Annotated in this window: 10 protein-coding genes; 3 read left to right on the top strand and 7 right to left on the bottom strand. The window is 64.9% G+C overall.

Annotation, left to right across the window (positions count from 1 at the left end; genetic code table 11):
- Nucleotides 1–32: 32 nt before the first annotated feature.
- The 5 genes from CAG33_RS28805 to CAG33_RS19435 all read right to left on the bottom strand — a co-directional run bounded on the left by CAG33_RS28805 (nucleotide 33) and on the right by CAG33_RS19435 (nucleotide 14,407).
- Complete coding sequence (locus tag CAG33_RS28805; RefSeq protein WP_139835918.1) at nucleotides 33–7,190, bottom strand: YadA-like family protein; 7,158 nt, start codon at nucleotides 7,188–7,190, stop codon at nucleotides 33–35.
- A gap of 309 nt (nucleotides 7,191–7,499) precedes the next feature.
- Nucleotides 7,500–8,702 (bottom strand): EAL domain-containing protein, encoded by a 1,203-nt coding sequence (locus CAG33_RS19420; RefSeq protein WP_085640155.1) that lies wholly within the window; start codon nucleotides 8,700–8,702, stop codon nucleotides 7,500–7,502.
- Nucleotides 8,703–8,836: 134 nt separating this feature from the next.
- On the bottom strand, nucleotides 8,837–12,496 hold the full coding sequence (locus CAG33_RS19425; protein WP_085640159.1) for a transporter substrate-binding domain-containing protein: 3,660 nt from the start codon (nucleotides 12,494–12,496) through the stop codon (nucleotides 8,837–8,839).
- The gene (locus CAG33_RS19430) at nucleotides 12,497–13,123 is read right to left on the bottom strand and encodes a response regulator transcription factor (protein ID WP_085582310.1); all 627 of its coding nucleotides are present in this window, start codon (nucleotides 13,121–13,123) and stop codon (nucleotides 12,497–12,499) included.
- 150 nt (nucleotides 13,124–13,273) lie between these two features.
- Entirely contained in the window at nucleotides 13,274–14,407 is a 1,134-nt protein-coding gene (locus tag CAG33_RS19435; protein WP_256575594.1) for an EAL domain-containing protein, read from the bottom strand.
- A 428-nt stretch (nucleotides 14,408–14,835) separates the two neighbouring features.
- Between CAG33_RS19435 and CAG33_RS19440 the strand changes: the two genes are divergently transcribed.
- A complete protein-coding gene (locus tag CAG33_RS19440; protein ID WP_085582306.1) occupies nucleotides 14,836–15,105 on the top strand; it encodes a hypothetical protein in 270 nt (89 codons plus the stop codon).
- A 183-nt stretch (nucleotides 15,106–15,288) separates the two neighbouring features.
- Nucleotides 15,289–15,708 carry an organic hydroperoxide resistance protein gene (locus tag CAG33_RS19445; RefSeq protein ID WP_085582303.1) on the top strand — a complete coding sequence of 140 codons (420 nt, stop codon included), beginning with the start codon at nucleotides 15,289–15,291 and terminating at the stop codon, nucleotides 15,706–15,708.
- Between the two features lie 63 nt (nucleotides 15,709–15,771).
- Here CAG33_RS19445 and CAG33_RS19450 read toward each other — a convergent pair whose 3' ends face one another.
- Nucleotides 15,772–16,191, bottom strand: coding sequence for a cupin domain-containing protein (locus CAG33_RS19450; protein ID WP_085582301.1), 420 nt, complete (start codon nucleotides 16,189–16,191; stop codon nucleotides 15,772–15,774).
- 137 nt (nucleotides 16,192–16,328) lie between these two features.
- Nucleotides 16,329–17,249: a transcriptional regulator GcvA gene (locus CAG33_RS19455; protein ID WP_085582299.1), complete on the bottom strand. Its 921-nt coding sequence runs from the start codon at nucleotides 17,247–17,249 to the stop codon at nucleotides 16,329–16,331.
- Nucleotides 17,250–17,390: 141 nt separating this feature from the next.
- Here CAG33_RS19455 and CAG33_RS19460 point away from each other — a divergent pair, with 141 nt between their 5' ends.
- Complete coding sequence (locus CAG33_RS19460) at nucleotides 17,391–18,683, top strand: aminotransferase class I/II-fold pyridoxal phosphate-dependent enzyme (protein WP_218189701.1); 1,293 nt, start codon at nucleotides 17,391–17,393, stop codon at nucleotides 18,681–18,683.
- The last annotated feature ends 26 nt before the right edge of the window (nucleotides 18,684–18,709 follow it).

The raw sequence follows: 18,709 nt of genomic DNA on the forward strand, positions 1-18,709 counted from the left end.
TGATCATGACCTGCACAAGACCCATCTGCGGGTCACCACTGATAACCGATGCCCACCGCCACCCCGACCTTGCGCTGGGTGTCGGTGCTGCCCTGCAGCTTCGTCACCCAGCGGCCGTTGGCGGACATGTGCGATACGCCGAAGGCCAGCGACGACTGGCCGCGATAAGTGCCCGCAGCGGCCACCGTCATGCTGGAACCCGGCGAATACGACTGCGGCAGGCTGGCCATCGCCATCGCACCGGCGATGCCCGCGCTGAGGATTTCGTCCTGCTGCTTGAGGTCGTTCTTCAGTTCCATGTAGCGCGAGTCGGTGTAGGCATTGGCGTTGGCGGTGATGTCCGCCACGCTGCTGTTCAGCTGGTCGAGGTTCACCGCATCCGTGCCGCGGGTGCCCGCCGCGAGGTTGGTGAGCTGGCGCTCGTTGCCGCTGCTGCCGAGCGAAACGCTGTTGTCGCGGTCCGCCACCGAGTTGGCGCCCAGCGCCGTGGCATTTCTGGCAGACGCCTTGGCGCCGTTGCCCAGTGCCACCGAGTTCTCCCCGCTGGCTTGGGACCGCGTGCCGACCGCCGCGCTGTTCTTGCCGGACGCCACCGCCCCCGCGCCCCCGGCGAGAGAATCGGCGCCCGTGGCTTTAGGCTTGGCCGCCGCACTGCCGTTGCTCACCTGGAACATGCCGTCGGTGCCGTTCTTGATGTTGGCGACATCCCCCTCCACCGAGGTGATGCGGCCGTCCTGCTGACCGGCGTTGGCCCCCAGGTTGGCGATGGAGTCGTCGGTGTATTGCTTGGCTTCCGCCACCGCGCCGTCGAGCTGGCGCACGTTGACCGCATCGTTGGCGTTCTTGCCGTCGGCGACGTTGCTGACCGTGCGGGTCTCGCCGGTCGCGGCATTGCCCACCGATACGGTGCCCGACGTCACGTTGTTCGCCCCCGAATACTGACCGCTGTAGGTTTCGGCACCGCGTCCGCCATCACTGGCGCCGCTGCCGAGCGCGACGCTGCCGGCGGCGGTCGCCGTGGCGCCGCTGCCCGCCGCCACCGAGCCGGTGCCCGACGCCTGGGCCTGGGCGCCCAACGCCATGGCGTCGGTGCCCGTGGCGCTGGAGTCTGCCCGGGTCGAGTTGACGTGCAGGTACTTGATGCCGCCTCCCGCGCCGATCAGAGTTTCAAGCCCGCCGACTCGTCCGCCCAGGTTCGTGATGTCCGTGGTGTTCTGGTCGACCTGGTCGCCGACCGCTTTGAGTTGGGCCACGTTGACCGCGTCGTTGTCCTGCGTGCCGGCCGCCAGCCCGGTGATCTTGCGGCTGCCCAGGGCCGTGCCGATGCCGACCTCGCCGACCGATGTCTGCGGGCCGGCCAGCCGATAGGCGCTGTAGCCCGTCTCGGCACCGACCGTGGTGAGCGAGCTCGAACCCAGCGCCACGCTCATGGCATGGCTGGCATTGGCGCCAGCGCCCAGCGCGACCGCCTGCTCCGCCGCCGCCTGCGCCGCGCTGCCCACCGCAATGCCTGACGCCAGCAGCACCTGCGTGTTGCGGCCGATGGCGATGCCGCCGGCGGCGGCCTGACTGACGTTGGCCTGGTTGCCGAGCCCGATGCCGTTGTCGCCGTTGACCACGGTGCCGGGGCCGACGGCGACCGATTCCGCGCCGCTGGCGAGCGAGTCCGTGGGGTTGGTCGAATTGGCGTGGAAGTACAGCGTACCGGTCGAACTCAGCGAGCCCATCGCGCCGGTCAGCTGGCGCAGGGTCACGGCGTCGTGGTCTTCGGTGGCGTCCGCCACGTTGGTGATCTGCCGGTAGCTGCCGGCCTTGCCCACCGACACCGAGCCCAGCAAGGTGGCATCCGAGGTGTCGTAGATGATCGTCCCGGCGCCGGCGGCAATCGAGCCGGTGGTCGGTGCCAGGACCCGGTCGGCGACCGAACCTTCGCCCAGCGCGATACCGCCCGCCACCTGCGCCTGGCTCAGACGGCCCAGCGCGAGAGCACCGTCCGCGCTCGCGCTGGCGCCGGAACCGGCCGCGAATGAATTGACGCCGGCGGCGATGGATTGCGGCCCGATCGCGATGCTGTCCTGACCGTTGGCTTGCGCGTCGGCCAGGGTCGAGTTGCTGTGGAAGTACTTGATGCCGGCGCCGTTGTTCACCAGGTTGTCGACGGTCTGATTGGTCGCGAACAGTTGCGAGCCGTTCACCGCGTCGGTGCTGGTGGCGTTCAGGGCGCCGGCTGCGACGTTGGTCAGCTTCACCGCCGTGCCGGCCGGGTTGAAGGTCACCTGGGTTTTGGTCGCGGCATCGTCGTACTTCACCGCTACGGCGGCGGTGTTGGTCAGGCTGTTGTTGAGGTTGGTCAGCGCTGCGCCAACGTTGTTGCTGACCAATGGGCCAGTGTTGGCGCCCGTGGTGCTGATGCTGTTGGTGGAGTAGCTCGGTGCCGTCCATGCACCGGTGTTCGCATCCAACGCTGCGCCGCCGCCCAGTGCGGTCGCGGTGTCCTGCCCTGCCTTGTTCAGTTGGCTGACGTTGACAGCATCGGTTGCGCTGGAGCCGGCGGCAAGGCCGGTGATGCGACGGCCGTCGGTGCCGTTGGCGATGTTCACTTCGCCACCCGCCGTTGCCGTGCCACCGACGCCGTAAGCGGCGTTACCCAGCGTGGCGCCGGTGGCGGACGAGTTGGAACCCAACGCCACACCGTTGGCAATCGTCGCGCTCGCAAGCGGGCCGATGGCGACGCTGTCCTGGCCGGTCGCGCTGCTGTCGGCCAGGGTCGAGTTGCCGTGGAAGTATTTGATGCCGGCGCCGTTGTTGACGAGGCTGTCGACGGTCTGGTTGGTCGCGAACAGTTGCGAGCCGTTCACGGCGTCTGTGCTGGTGGCGTTCAGGGCACCGGCTGCGACGTTGGTCAATTTCACCGCTGTGCCGGCCGGGTTGAAGGTCACTTGGGTCTTGGTTGCAGCATCGTCGTACTTCACCGCCACGGCGGCGGTGTTGGTCACGCTGGTGTTGAGGTTGGTCAGGGCCGCACCGACGTTGGTGCTGACCAATGGGCCGGTGTTGGCGCCCGTGGTGCTGATGCTGTTGGTGGAGTAGCTCGGTGCCGTCCATGCACCGGTGTTCGCATCCAACGCTGCGCCGCCGCCCAGTGCGGTCGCGGTGTCCTGCCCTGCCTTGTTCAGTTGGCTGACGTTGACAGCATCGGTTGCGCTGGAGCCGGCGGCAAGGCCGGTGAGGCGACGGCCATCGGCACCGTTGGCGATGTTCACTTCGCCGCCCGCCGTCGCCGTCCCGCCGACACCGTAAGCCGCATTGCCCAGCGTCGCGCCCGTGGCAGACGAGTTGGAGCCCAGGGCCACACCGTTGGCAATCGTCGCGCTCGCGAGCGGGCCGATGGCGACGCTGTCCTGGCCGGTCGCGCTGCTGTCGGCCAGGGTCGAGTTGCCGTGGAAGTATTTGATGCCGGCGCCGTTGTTGACGAGGCTGTCGACGGTCTGGTTGGTCGCGAACAGTTGCGAGCCGTTAACGGCGTCTGTGCTGGTGGCGTTCAGGGCACCGGCTGCGACGTTGGTCAGCTTCACCGCAGTTCCGGCCGGGTTGAACGTCACTTGGGTCTTGGTCGCGGCATCGTCGTACTTAACGGCCACGGCGGCGGTGTTGGTCACGCTGGTGTTGAGGTTGGTCAGGGCTGCGCCGACGTTGTTGCTGAGCAACGGGCCGGTGTTGGCGCCCGTGGCGCTGATGCTGTTGGTCGAGTAGCTCGGTGCCGTCCATGCACCGGTGTTCGCATCCAGCGTTGCGCCGCCGCCCAACGCGGTCGCGGTGTCCTGCCCTACCTTGTTCAGTTGGCTGACGTTGACGGCATCGGTTGCGCTGGAGCCGGCGGCGAGGCCGGTGATGCGGCGGTCGTCGGCGCCATTGGCGATGTTCACTTCGCCGCCCGCCGTCGCCGTCCCACCGACGCCATAAGCCGCGTTGCCCAACGTCGCGCCCGTGGCGGACGAGTTGGAGCCCAGTGCCACACCGTTGGCAAGGGTCGCACTCGCCAGCGGCCCGATGGCCACGCTGTCCTGGCCGGTCGCGCTGCTGTCAGCCAGAGTCGAGTTGCTGTGGAAGTACTTGATGCCTGTGCCGTTGTTGACGAGGTTGTCGACGGTTTGGTTGGTCGCGAACAGCTGCGAGCCGTTCACCGCGTCGGTGCTGGTGGCGTTCAGGGCACCGGCTGCGACGTTGGTCAGCTTCACCGCTGTGCCGGCCGGGTTGAAGGTCACTTGGGTCTTGGTTGCGGCATCGTCGTATTTCACCGCCACGGCGGCGGTGTTGGTCACGCTGGTGTTGAGGTTGGTCAGCGCTGCGCCCACGTCACTGCTGGTCAGCGGGCCGGTATTGGCGCCCGTCACACTGATGCTGTTGGTCGAGTAACTCGGCGCTGTCCACGCACCGGTAGTCGCGTTGACCGCCGCGCCGCCGCCCAATGCCGACGCCGTGTTCTGGCTGTCGGCGAACAACTGCGAACCGTTCACCGCATCGGTGCTGGTGGCGTTCAGGGCGCCGGCTGCGACGTTGGTCAGCTTCACCGCAGTTCCGGCCGGGTTGAACGTCACTTGGGTCTTGGTCGCGGCATCGTCGTACTTAACGGCCACGGCGGCGGTGTTGGTCACGCTGGTGTTGAGGTTGGTCAGGGCTGCGCCGACGTTGTTGCTGAGCAACGGGCCGGTGTTGGCGCCCGTGGCGCTGATGCTGTTGGTCGAGTAGCTCGGCGCCGTCCAGGTTCCGGTGTTCGCATCCAGCGTTGCGCCGCCGCCCAACGCGGTCGCGGTGTCCTGCCCTACCTTGTTCAGTTGGCTGACGTTGACGGCATCGGTTGCGCTGGAGCCGGCGGCGAGGCCGGTGATGCGGCGGCCGTCGGCGCCATTGGCGATGTTCACTTCGCCGCCCGCCGTTGCCGTCCCGCCGACGCCATAAGCGGCGTTGCCCAACGTCGCGCCCGTGGCGGACGAGTTGGAGCCCAGCGCCACACCATTGGCGAGGGTCGCGCTCGCGAGCGGGCCGATGGCGACGCTGTCCGGGCCGGTCGCGCTGCTGTCAGCCAGAGTCGAGTTGCTGTGGAAGTACTTGATGCCCGCGCCGTTGCTGACGAGGTTGTCGACGGTCTGGTTGGTCGCGAACAACTGCGAGCCGTTGACCGCATCGGTGCTGGTGGCGTTCAACACACCGGCCGCGACGTTGGTCAGCTTCACCGCAGTTCCGGCCGGGTTGAACGTCACTTGGGTCTTGGTCGCAGCATCGTCGTACTTCACCGCTACGGCGGCCGTGTTGGTCACGCTGGTGTTGAGGTTGCTCAGCGCGGCGCCCACATCACTGCTGACCAGCGGGCCGGTATTGGCGCCCGTCACGCTGATGCTGTTGGTGGAATAGCTAGGCGCCGTCCACGCGCCGGTGGTCGCGTTGACCGCCGCCCCGCCGCCCAAGGCAGACGCCGTGTTCTGGCTGTTGGCGAACAACTGCGAGCCGTTCACGGCGTCGGTGCTGGTGCCGTTCAAGGCGCCGGCCGCGACGTTGGTCAACTTCACAGAGGTGCCCGCCGGGTTGAAGGTCACCTGAGTCTTGGTCACGGGATCGTCGTACTTCACGGCCACGGCGGCGGTGTTGGTCACGCTGGTGTTGAGGTTGGTCAGCGCTGCGCCGACGTTGGTGCTGACCAGCGGGCCGGTGTTGGCCCCTGTGGTGCTGATGCTGTTGGTGGAATAGCTCGGCGCCGTCCACGCACCGGTTGCCGCATTGACCGCCGCGCCGCCGCCCAATGCCGACGCCATGTTCTGACTGTTGGCCAACAACTGCGAACCGTTCACGGCGTCGGTGCTGGTGGCGTTCAACGCGCCGGCCGCGACGTTGGTCAGCTTCACCGCCGTGCCCGCCGGGTTGAAGGTCACCTGGGTCTTGGTCGCGGCATCGTCGTACTTCACCGCCACGGCGGCGGTGTTGGTCACGCTGGTGTTGAGGTTGGTCAGGGCTGCGCCGACGTTGGTGCTGACCAGCGGGCCGGTGTTGGCCCCTGTGACGCTGATGCTGTTGGTGGAATAGCTCGGCGCTGTCCACGCACCGGTTGCCGCATTGACCGCCGCGCCGCCACCCAGGGCCGACGCCGTGTTCTGGCTGTTGGCGAACAACTGCGAACCGTTCACCGCGTCGGTGCTGGTGGCGTTCAGTGCACCGATAGCGATGTTGGTCAACTTGACCGCCGCACCCGCCGGGTTGAAGGTCACCTGAGTCTTGGTCGCAACATTGTCGTACTTCACCGCTACGGCGGCGGTGTTGGTCACGCTGGTGTTGAGGTTGCTCAGGGCTGCGCCGACGTTGGTGCTGACCAGCGGGCCGGTATTGGCGCCCGTGGCGCTGATGCTGTTGGTCGAGTAGCTCGGCGCCGTCCATGCACCGGTGGTCGCATTGAGTGCCGCACCGCCGCCCAGGGCCGTTGCCGTATCCTGCCCGACCTTGTTCAGTTGGTTGACGTTGACGGCATCCGTTCCGCTGGAGCCGGCGGCCAGGCCGGTGATGCGGCGGCCGTTGGATCCGTTGTTGATGTTCACTTCGCCGCCCGCCGTCGCCGTGCCGCCGACACCGTAAGCCGCATTGGTGAGTGTCGTGCCCGTGGCGGACGAGTTGGAGCCCAGCGCCACGCCGTTGGCGGAAGTCACCGAGGCAGAGGAACCCAGCGCCAGGCCGGCTGTGCCCGCCGATGTTATCGATGCGTTGGCGCCCAATGCCGTCGCGTCCGTGGCCGCCACGCCAACGCCGTAACCGATACCGGTGGCGTTGTTGCCCGTGACGTTGATCTGCCGCCCAAGCGCAATGGAGTTGCTGCCCGATGCCACGGCGGCATCGCCTATCGCGATACTGATGTTACTGGCGGTGGTGGTTGATCCCCCGCTGATCGCAATGGAGAAGTCGGCCGCACTGGAACCGCCACCCAGGTTGGTGGCAGCCATTGCGCCAGGGCTGAGGGTGCCCGACGACAATGCGACCACCACAGCGGCCATTGTCGCTCGCTGAGGCGCCGGACCGCTTCGGGTCTTCTTGTCGGCCAGTTCTGACGCCACTACCCAGCAGCGCAACGAGGTATTCCAAACCACCGAAAATATTCTGTTCATCACTGAACTGGCCTCAAGCCAGCCTCCGAAACCCGCGTCATCCATGGCGTGATGACTTCCGCCTTCAACTCGATTGCGGATACGGAGCTTTGCCGACAAACATCGAATCACGTCATTGACCGACGGGAATTCAAACTTCGTTTGACATAGCGAACAGGCATCACAATGGAATCAAGTGAATGTATTGTCTCGACTTGCCTCGCGGATTCAGTTAGGAAATTTCCTGCTGTTTGTAGGAAATTTCCCAAGTAACGAACATCAATAAACTCATTTAAACGCCCATAAAAAAACGCCAAAGAACATGAATAACTGTCTTTGGCGTTTTGCACTTGCAAATGAATTTACACATACAGTTCAACCACTGGCCTCAATCCCCCGCTGAAGGTCCAGCCAGTTCAACAGACTGGCGGCCGACATCGGCCGCGCGCACAAATAACCCTGCCCTTGGGTACACCCCAGTTCCAGCAGCACGGTGCGTTGCTCTTCGGTTTCGATCCCTTCGACCACCACCGACATGCCCAATGCCTCACCCAACGCGAGGGTGCTGCTGATCACGGCCCGGCGACGCGGCTCATGCCTGAGCCCGCGCACGAACTCGCCGTCCAGTTTGATTTCGTTGAACGGCAACTGACACAGCCGCTGCAGCGAAGAGAACCCCGCGCCGAAGTCGTCGATGGACAGACTGCAGCCCATCATCCGCAGGCGCACCAGGCTTTCCAGGCTGATCGCCGGGGCTTCGAGCAGGCCTGTTTCGGTCAGTTCGAAGGTCAGCCCGGAACCGGGCAGGCCGTGCGCCGCCAACATCGCCTGAATCCGGCCGGTCAGCGCCGGGTTGACCAGTTGCCCGGCGTGCAGGTTGAACGCGACATTCAGGGCGACGCCCTGATCGAGGGCCTGGCGCTGGAGCCTCAGCCCCTGTTCCAGTTGCAGGAACAGCAATTCGTCCAGCAGCCCGCAACGCTCGATGACCGGCATGAACACGGACGGCGGCAAGACCCCCTTGAAAGGATGGTGCCAGCGGGCCAGCGCTTCGATGCTGCACACGTCACCGGTCTGCAAATTGAACTTGGGCTGAAAGTAGGTGTGCAACTGATGGTCGGCGAGCGCCTGGCGAACCTCTTCCTCGGAGGCCGGCACGACCGGCAGCGCCTCCGCTTCGTTGTCGAGGTCGCTCAGGTGCCTGGCCAGCAGCAGCTGCAAGGCCTGCGGTTGCGACAGCTTGCCGGCATCCTCCTGCAGCGCCATGCCCAGCAGCGAAATCAGTTGCCCCGCCACACTGCCCGCCTCGGCCGCCAGGCCATCGCTGATGATGATCGCCCCTCCCTGCCCGGAACGTCCCAGGGTCTGCAACAGGCCCGGAACATTCGGCCGTCCCTGGCTCAGCACGCACAGCGTCACGTCCACCGGGCCGAACTGTTCGAGGTCGGCGAACGCCTGACGGTCATCCGCGACCACCAGAACCTCCCGGCATCCGCCCTGGCGCAGCCTGTTGGCCACCCTCAACGTGCGGGAAGCGTTGTCGCCGATAACCAAGACGCGAAGTGGGAGCATGGGCATGGAAGCAGGCTCACTCTGGAAGGAATGAGCCCATTGTCCGGCGTTGATCCACCGGTATCTCTAGGAAACGTCCTTTTGAATGTAGGAAATTTCCGAAAACCGATAGGGCATCCAAACTGCTCACGACAGAGGACTCAAGACTCCACCGTGCCCGGATCGCCGATCCGGTGCTCCAGCGTGTGCGCCAGGCGCTCCATCGCCTGCTGCAACGCATCCACCGCCTCGGTCAGGGCGGCCGCATCGGCGCCCATGCAGATGGCTTCCAGTTGCTCGCAGCACTGAATCAGGCCGCCCGCCTTGATGATCCGCGCCCCGCCCTTGACCCGGTGGGCCAGGTCGGAAAGCCCCGACAGGTCGTGTTCGCCGAACAGCTTGATGAGCCGCAACATGTCCTCTTCGTTGCTGCTGGCCAGATCCCCCAACAGTTTCCTGACGGCGCCCTGATCGCCCCGGGTCAACTGCTGCAGGCTGTTCAGGTTGATGTCGCCTTCCGCCGCAGGGCTCACGGCACCCTGCGCGGGTGACTGCGCCGCGGACTGCACCGACGCCAGCCGGGTGCTCAGGTCACCCAGGCTGATCGGTTTGAAGAGGCAGTCGTCCATCCCCTCCGCCAGGCAGCGGTCTTTTTCCTCCGGCTGGGCATTGGCGGTCAGTCCGAGGATCAAGCAGGGCCCGGCCCCCGTGGATCGCTCTTCGTCGCGGATGGCCCGCGTCAATTCATAGCCGTTCATCACCGGCATGTTGCAGTCGGTGATCACCACATCGAAACGGCCGTTGCGCCAGGCGCGCAGGCCATGGGCGCCGTCCTCGGCGTCGCTGACGCTGTGGCCCAGGTAAGACAGCTGCTGGGAAAGCAACAAGCGGTTGGCCGGGTAGTCGTCGATCACCAGGATGTTCAGCACGCTTGCCTGGTCCGTGAGCTCGGCCGCCGGCAGCTCGGTGGCCGGCACCGGTTGCAGGATCAAAAGATCGAGGCAGATGTCGATCTGCGTGCCCTTGCCGGGAGCACTGGTCAGGTGCAGCTCCCCGTCCATCATTTCGCACAGGGTGCGGCTGATGACCAGGCCCAAGCCCGAACCGCCCCGCGCCGACTGATGATTGTTGCGGGCCTGGCCGAACGGGTTGAAAAGCAGCGCCTGGTCTTCGGGCGAAATGCCGATGCCGGAGTCCTTCACCTGAACGTGGATCCTCAGGCGTTCGCCGCACGCGCCCAGCACCGCCTGAACGCTCAGGCGCACTTCGCCTTCGTCGGTGAACTTGATGGCGTTGCTCAGCAGGTTGGACAGGATCTGCTTGAAGCGCAGGGGGTCGATCAGCACGTCGCGACTGGCCTTGAGGTCGAAGTCCAGCAGCAGCCTCAAGCCCTTCTGCCGGGCCACGCCTTCGAACATGCGCACCACCGACTCGACCAGCTCGCGCAGGCTGGCCCGTTGCGGGGTCAGGGACAGCCGGCCGGACTCGATCCGCGCGATGTCGAGGATATCGCCGATCAGGTCCAGCAAGCCCCTCGCCGCCCCCGAGGCGACCTCGATGGCGAAGCGGTCCATGACGCCTTGGTCGGCCTTCTTCATCGCCAGTTCGAGCATGCCGATCACGGCATTCATCGGCGTGCGGATCTCGTGGCTCATGGTCGCCAGGAAGGTGGTTTTCGCCCGGTTGGCGTCATCCGCGCTTTTCTTGGCGCTCTGCAGCTGGTCCATCAGGCGCTGACGGTCGCTGATGTCGATCCAGCCGGCGATGATGCCCATCACCACGCCTTCGCTGGTGTGGTACGGCAGCATCCAGTGATACACCGTGTGCACCACGCCGTCGCTGTGGATGTAGGTGCGGTCCTGGATCCAACGCGTGCCGCTCTCCATGACCTTGATGTATTCGGCCTGGAAGGTCTGGGCGTCGGAATGCCCGACCACCGAGCTGTCGGTCAGCCGCTTGCCCATCACGGCTTCGCGCGGCAAGCCCAAGGCGTCGAGGTAGGCCGAGTTGCAGCTGATCAGCCGGCCCTCGCGGTCGCGCACGTAGATCGCGTGGGGCGTGCCGTCGATCAAGGCGCGCATGAATTCCATCTGGTCGTTGAGCGCCCGCTCGGCCTTTTCCCGGGTGGACACCAGTTTGCGCAGATGAATGATCCAGACCGCCGCCAGCATCAGCAACAGCGCAAAGATGACAAACCCCTGAATGACCGCCGAACGGTGGTGCAGCCAGCTGTCGTTATCGATCACCACGTCGTGGCGCCAGCGGCTCATCAGTTCGTCCAGCTCTTCCGGGGGAATGCTTTGCAGGGCCTTGTCCAGGATCGAGTACAGCTCCAAAGCCCCGCGGTCGGTGGCGAACCCGGTCGGCGCCGACAGCGGGCCGACGACTGCGGCCACCCGCAGGCGGTCGCGGTACTGGCGCAGGATCATGTAGCGTCCGTTGATCAGCGAATTGAGCGCACCGTCCGCGTCGCCCTTGTCCACCAGCGCCAAGGCCTCGGCCGACGTCGTGGTCTCGATGAGCTGGATGCCCGGAAAGGACTCGCGGAGGTAGTCTTGCAGCGCATTGCCGCGGCGCATCGCCAGCCGTTTGCCGACCATGCCTTGCAGCGATTGCGCCCTGTCCGGCAGGTCCCGAGTGATCAGCACGAACGGGCTGGTCAGGTACGGCCGGGTGAAGCGCAGCTCGCCTTCTCGGGCCGTGCTGGGGGTGAAGGCCGCGATCAGATCCGCCTTGCCGGCCCGGATCTGCTCGATCAGTTTTTCCATCGAACTGCTGCGCACCACATCGAACTTCAGCCCTGTGCGCTGGCTGACCTTGGCCAGCACCTCGGCGCCGATGCCCCGGAACTCGCCCTGCCCGTCAAAGAAGGAGACCGGCGGAAGGCCGTCGTTGACGGCCACGGTCAGGCGCGGATGGTTTTGCATCCAGCGCTGTTCGGCGGCGGTGAACGGGAGCGGATCCAGGCCCGCGACATTGAGGTCCCCCGCCCCCCACCGACGCAGGATCGCCATCCGGTCGCTGATCGGGATCACCTCCAGCGCGGCGTTGAGAATGTGCAGCAACTGACTGTTGCGCTGGTTCAGGGCGAAGGAGAAATGCGTGCTGAGCACACCCGACAACGTCGTCAGGTAGACATCGTTGAGGAAGTACTTGCCCACCAGATAATGGGTGCTGACGGCATCGCCCAGGTAAGCGTCCGCCTGATTGAACGCCACGGCGCCGATGGCGTTCTGGGCCGACGTGTGGAACTGAAGCACCGATTTGGGGTAGTTCGCGACGACCGCATCCGTCGGCTGGAGGTGATCGACGATAGCGAGCCGTTCGCCGGCCAGGTCCGGCGCCAGCGCCTTGCTGGCGCCGCTGCGCGTCACCAGCACCGACGGGGCCTGCACATAGGCCGTGGTGAGCGCAAGCTCAGGGTCGGTGCCGTCGAAACTGTTGACGGCGCCCACCAGGTCCACCTCGCCGTCCCTGAGCGCCTGCATCGCTTCGTTCCGGGAATCGTAACGAAACACATCGATCCTGATGTGCAGCATGCCGGCCAGCAGCGCGGCATAGTCGGCCGTGATGCCCTCGTATTCCTGGCCCCCGGTGATCATGCCGAAGGGCGCATTGTCCGGCAGCGCAGCCCCCAGGCGCAGCGAGCCCTTGTTGCGCAGCCAGCGCCAGTCCGCCTCCTCCAGCACGACCGCCGGCAGTTCGCCGGTCGAGCGGCCGAACAGGTTCAGGGCCTGCACCGCCGCCTGCGCCGGCGAAACGCTCCCCCACTGGCCGAGCAGACAGACAGCCAGTGCGCAGCAACGCAGAAGAGTCTTCATCTAGATGAGGTTGTTGCGCTTGGCGAAGTCGGCCAGGTACACCACCGACTTCACATTGAGCTTTTCGATGAGGCGGGTCTTGTAGGTGCTGACCGTCTTGTTGCTCAACAGCATGGCGTCACCGATCTCCTTGTTGCTCAGGCCCCGGGCGAGCTGCTGCAGAATGACCAGCTCCCGGTCCGACAGGCCGCGGATCATCTCAAGCTCAGTGGAGTCGATGTCGCTGCGGCGTACGGAGTTTCCGGCAAGGTTGGGAAAAAAGGTATAGCCGGCCATCAATGCCTTGATGGCCTTGCTCAGTTCGCTCAGTTCATCGGTTTTCGAGATGTAGCCCGCCGCGCCCGCCTTCATGCAGCGCATGGCGTAGAACGCCGCCGACTGAGAGGTCAGCACCAGGATCTTGCTCGACAGTTTCAGCGCACTGATCCGGTTGATGACTTCCAGGCCGTCGAGGCTGGGCATGGCGATGTCCAGCAGGATCAGCTCCGGCTGGTGCCTGCGCGCCATCTGCACGGCATCGGCGCCGTTGTCGGCCTCGGCGACGACTTCGAACTGCTCGCGTTCAAGCAGCACCTTCACTGTCGCCCGGATGAACGGATGATCGTCTACAACCAACGCTTTATGCATTTGAACCTCACTGCGGTACGCACAGGAAATACCAGTGACGAATGGGCCATGCATCACAAAAGTATGGAACAAATCACTGGCTAATGCTGCCTGCTTGATTCAGTCATCAGGCAGTTGAATCGGACAATTCATGAAGCGGGGCTGCCACGCTCAGGCGGGTGACTCCGGCGCTTGCAGCCACCGCAGCAGCCGCCCGGCCTCCATAGGGCGCGCCAAGTGGAAACCCTGGCCGAACGAACACCCCATCGCCACCAGGCCGTCGCGGATGGCGCGGCTGCCGACGCCTTCGATCACCAGGCTCATGTTCAGCGCACGCGCCAAGGCCACGGTGCTGCTGACCATCGCATGGGTGCGCGGATCGTCGATGGAGCGCACAAGCTGGCCGTCGAGCTTGAGCTGGTTGAACGGCAGCTGGCAGAGCAGCGTCAACGACGAAAAGCCCATGCCGAAATCATCGATCGACAGGCCGCAGCCCATCATGCGCAGGCGGATCAGGTTTTCCCGGGTGGTTCGCGGAACATCCAGCAAGCCGTTTTCGGCCACTTCGAACAATAACGTCGCCCCCGGGAAACCATGGACGCCCAGCAGCCGATCGATGTGATCGATCAGGTCGTTGCGCGCCAATTGCGAGGCATGGAGATTGAACGCCAGTTCCAGGCGCAGGCCGGCGTCGTGCAAGGCATGCAACAGCGCCATGCCTTGCTCCAGCAGTTGGCGGAGCATTTCATCGATCAGGTCGTAGGCCAGCACGGCGGCCAGGAAGTCCTTGGGCAACAGCAGCCCCTTGTCGGGATGCTGCCAGCGCACCAGGGCCTCCGCCCCGGCCAGCTCGGCGGTCTTCAGATCGAACTTGGGCTGGAACCAGGCCTTGAACTCACCCTGGGCCAGACCCCGGCGCACGTCCTCTTCGCTCGGCAGCCTGGCGGGCGGCACCGGCTCGGCTTCGGCGGCCAGCCACCGACGGGTGTAGCGATTGAGGATTTCCTGCAACGCGTACAGTTGCGTGGGCTTGCTCAGGACGCCCAGCATCTGCATCCCCGACAGGCAGGTCATCTGCTCGACCGCACGGCGCAGCTCCGGCCGCAGGTCGCTGCACAGCGCCACCGCCCGCGCCAATCCGCCTTCGCCGACCCGGGTCAAGAACTCCAGACCGTTGATGGCCGAATGGCTCAGGTCGCACAGCACGATGTCGACGCCCCCCACCCGGCTGATCTGCACCATCGCCTGTTCGCTGTCGCTCGCCTGCAGAATGTCGTTGACGCCCAGATACTGGAGAGCCTTCACCAACGTGCCACGCTGAAACGATTGACCCTCCAAAACCAAAACGCTGGGTACACACATCTCGTCAACTACTCGCAATGACTTGAGGTGAAAATTCTCGCAAGTGCGTTTAACCGGCAGCGAAGGATTTATCTCGGCGATTTGTAGGAAATTTCCTAAAGCCGATCCGCAAGCCGTGCCTGTCATGGGCGAGGCGACAGGTCGGCGCGTTCTCACTGTTTCTGTGCCTTTGCCTTGATCCTTCCCGCCCCTGACCTACACTCCCCCACACTGACCGTAGGGTCATATCCGTGTTTTCCCGGATGCCCCGTTCCACCACATGCAGGGGCGCACGGAAAACCTTCAGGACATGGATGCCGGAAACCATTGAATAGACGGGGCGAACTCCGAAAAGCCAGACGAGTAGGAACTTAAATATGGAGATTTAATTCATGACAGCTCAAGCACATCTCGTTGGTGGATGGACTCCGTACCACAAACTGACGCCGAAGGATCAGGAAGTGTTCAAGGAAGCCCTGGCCGGCTTCGTCGGCGTGAACTACGCGCCCGAAGAGGTTTCGACCCAGGTCGTCAACGGCACCAACTACCGTTATCTGTCGAAAGCCACGCTGCCTGGCTCGCCAGGCAGCTGGCAAGCGATCGTGGAGATCTACGCGCCGATCAACGGCAAGCCGCACATCACCCAGATCCACCGGATCTAGTCTGAACCCTCGCATCCGGAGGCTGTAGGGGGCCGGCCGCGTCTGCTGTGGCCGGCCGCCCTCACGCGATCTACACAACGATACACAACCCCCCCCTGCGCGACACATCCCCAATACATGCCGCTGCCAGAGTGTGCCCCATCGAAGCCGACCGGCTTCGACTCACACAGAGGCGAACATCCCATGACCCATTCCAACGACACCGTGCTGTACACCGGCAAGACCCGCACCACCGGCGGCCGTGACGGCGCCGCGCGCAGCAGCGACGGCAACCTCGACATCAAGCTCTCGCCTCCGGGTTCCGGCGGCGCCGGCACCAACCCCGAGCAGTTGCTGGCGGCCGGCTGGTCGGCCTGCTTCATCGGGGCAATGGGCAAGGCTGCGGCAGCGCTGAAGGTTCGTCTGCCGGCCGATGTGGCGGTCGACACCGAAATCGACCTTTGCAAGGAGGAAAACGCCTTCTTCCTGCAGGCCCGCCTGAACGTCAGCCTGCCGGGGCTGGATCCGGCGGTGGCCCGCGCCGTGGTGGACACCGCCCACCAGACCTGCCCGTACTCCAAGGCGACCCGGGGCAACATCGCGGTCACGATCAATCTGGTCTGACCCGAGCGACCATGAAAAGGCCTGCCGCCATGGCAGGCCTTTTCGTGTTTCAGGCGCCGGGGCTCACTCTTTGAGGATCAGCAGCGGCTCGCCCTTCTTGACGATATAGGTCGCCAGTTCCGAGCCCTTGTCGGTGCCGATGTTCTTGGCGATGTGCGCCACCCCGGCAGGGATGAACAGCGAATCGCCGGCCTTGAGCGTGACCGGATCCCGGCCTTCGAGTCGGTACTCGAACGTGCCGCTGATCACGTAGGCCACTTCGACGCCGGGGTGCGCGTGCCGGGGCGAGGTGATGCCCGGCGCGAAATCCACCCGGGCCTGGATGACTTCGCGGTCGGCGGTGCCCAAGTCCTGGCGCACCAGGTCCGTGCGGCTCAGGCCTTGCTGCCAGTTCTGCGGGGCGGGTGCCGGTTGCGCGGCTTGCGCCAGACCGGCCACGCAGGCCAGTGCAACAGCAGAAAGCGTATTCAGATGACGTCGCATGGTGTGTCCTCTTCAAAGCAGTGGTTGACCCCTCCTACCTTGAACCGGCCATGTATTGCCGATGTGTCGGGCAATGGCTGTTCGTCAAGCCAATGTATCGATCGGCGCCCTGGATACAGGCGCATACAAAGTCCGTCTCAGAGCGGCGCCACGACGGGCTGTTCGCCGCTCTGCACCAGGTCGATCAGCCAGGTGCGGAACGCCACGACCTTTTTCGAGTCGGCGATCTCCAGCGGCGTCACCAGGTAGAAGCCCAGGTCGGACTTGAGCTTGAGGTTGAACGGCGCCACCAGCTTGCCGGCCTTCAGGTCGTCGTCCACGTAGGTGGAGCGGCCGATGCACACGCCCAGCCCGTCGATGGCGGCCTGCACCGCCATCATGGCCAGGTCGAAGGTGAGCCGCGTACCCTCGGCCAGCTTCTTCGGCTGCCCTGCCGCGCTCAGCCACATGTTCCAGTCGTTGCTGGTCATGCCGCTGACTTGCAGCAAGGTGTGGTTGGCCAGGTCGACGGGGCTTTTCAGGGCCTTGGGCCCGGTCAGCAGCTTGGGGCTGCACACCGGAAAGATCTCGTCCGACATGAGCCAGTCGGCCCGCAGGCCTTTCCAGTCACCGAACCCGTAGCGGATCGCCGCGTCGATGCCGCCCTTGCGAAAGTCCACCAGTTCGGTGGAAGCGGTGACGCGCACATCGATATTGGGGAACGCATCCTGGAAGGACGCCAGGCGCGGCAACAACCATTTGGACGCCAGCGAGACCAGCGTGCTGATGGTCAACGCGCTGTTGTTGCAGGACTCACGCAGCATTTCGGTGGAATAGCGCAGTTCATGGAAGGCCGAGCGGATGCCGGGCAGATAGGCGTGGCCTTCGGTGGTCAGTGCCAGGCCGTCCTTGAGGCGCAGGAACAGGCGGATGCCCAGTTCGTCCTCCAGCCGGCGGATCTGATGGCTGATGGCCGTCTGAGTGACGTTCAGTTCCTCGGCGGCCTTGGTGAAACTCATATGGCGAGCGGCAGACTCGAACGCTCTCAATCCATTGAGGGAGGGAATTCTGGCGACCATTAGCTGTGTTAATGCTCATGAGATTTTGTCATAAGGTAGCACCCAAGAAGTCCTTTGCAAAATGTTTCGGCGGTCGAGGATCCTAGCGTCGCTTTCAGGCCACAACGGCCTGAAAACGCCCACTCATAGGATGAGATCGCCGTGAACAAGACAGTTGAAATCAACAACAGCCCGGACGAAAAAGCTCCACAACTGAAAGCGCGCAATGCCTCCCGAATGGCCGAAATCAGCCGCCCACATTTCGACGCCGCGTACGAAAAAGGCCTGATGGGGGTTTCCTGCCGCGTGCTTGACAACCGCCGCATCGAAATCGCCACCAGCGGCAAGGAAGTGATCGACTACACCCGCTGCGGCTACCTCAACCTGGACGCCCACCCCAAAGTGCTCGCCGCCGCCAAGGCGTCGATGGACGAAGTGCCTTCGGTGCACTTCTCCGTGGCCCGCACCCGTCTCTCCGCCGAGCCGCTGGCGCGCCTGGAGCACACGCTGGCCAAGCTGTTCGACGTCAACGGCGTGGTGGTCTTCCCGACCGTGGCCGCCGCCAACATGGGCGCCCTGCCCCTGCTGGCCGCCGGCCTGTTCACCGGCGGCGAGAAACCGCTGATCGCCTTCGACCGCTTCGCCCACGTGACCCTGCAGTACCACATTCCGGTGCTGCGCGAGGAAACCGACGTGATCGTCATCGAACACAACGACCTCGAACACCTGGAGCGCCTGTGCCAGAGCGGCCGCAAGGTGGCCTACGTCGGTGACGGCGCCTACTCGATGGGCGGCGCGGCGCCGGTGCGCGAACTGCGCGCCCTGCAGGACAAGTACGGCCTGTTCGTCTACCTGGACGACGCCCACGGGATCTCGGTGGTCGGCCACCACGGTGAAGGTTTCGTGCGTTCGCAGTTGGACGGCCTGGACGGCAACACCATCGTCGCCGCCTCCCTGGGCAAAGGCTACGGCGCGGCGGGCGGCCTGCTGATGCTGGGCACACGTGACATCGAAAACTCGATCCGCCGCTACGCGCCGACCTACGGCTTCTCCTGCGCGCCGAACATGGCGGCGGTGGGCGCCGCGCTGGCATCGGCCGAGATCCACGCCACGCCGGAACTGCACAAGCTGCAGCATGCGCTGCGCAACAACATGAAGCTGTTCGACCACCTGATCCCGACCGAAACCAGCGGCAGCGAACTGCCGATCCGGATCGTGCGCATCGGCAACGAACAGGAAGCCATCGCCAAGGGCGAGTACCTGCTGCAACAGGGCCACTACACCTCCGTGGTGTTCTTCCCGACCGTTCCGCGCGGTCAGGCGGCGCTGCGCATGTCGGTCACTTCGGCGCACAACCCGTCCGACATCCTCGACCTGAGCCTGATGCTCAAGAGCAGCGAATCGAACACGGACACCGCAGCCGCCGGCCGGCAACCGGCCGCCCTGGCCGTTTGACCGACGTCGCCGCAGGAGAAACCAAC

The organism is Pseudomonas sp. B3(2017), assembly GCF_002113595.1.
Lineage (GTDB): Bacteria > Pseudomonadota > Gammaproteobacteria > Pseudomonadales > Pseudomonadaceae > Aquipseudomonas > Aquipseudomonas ekonensis.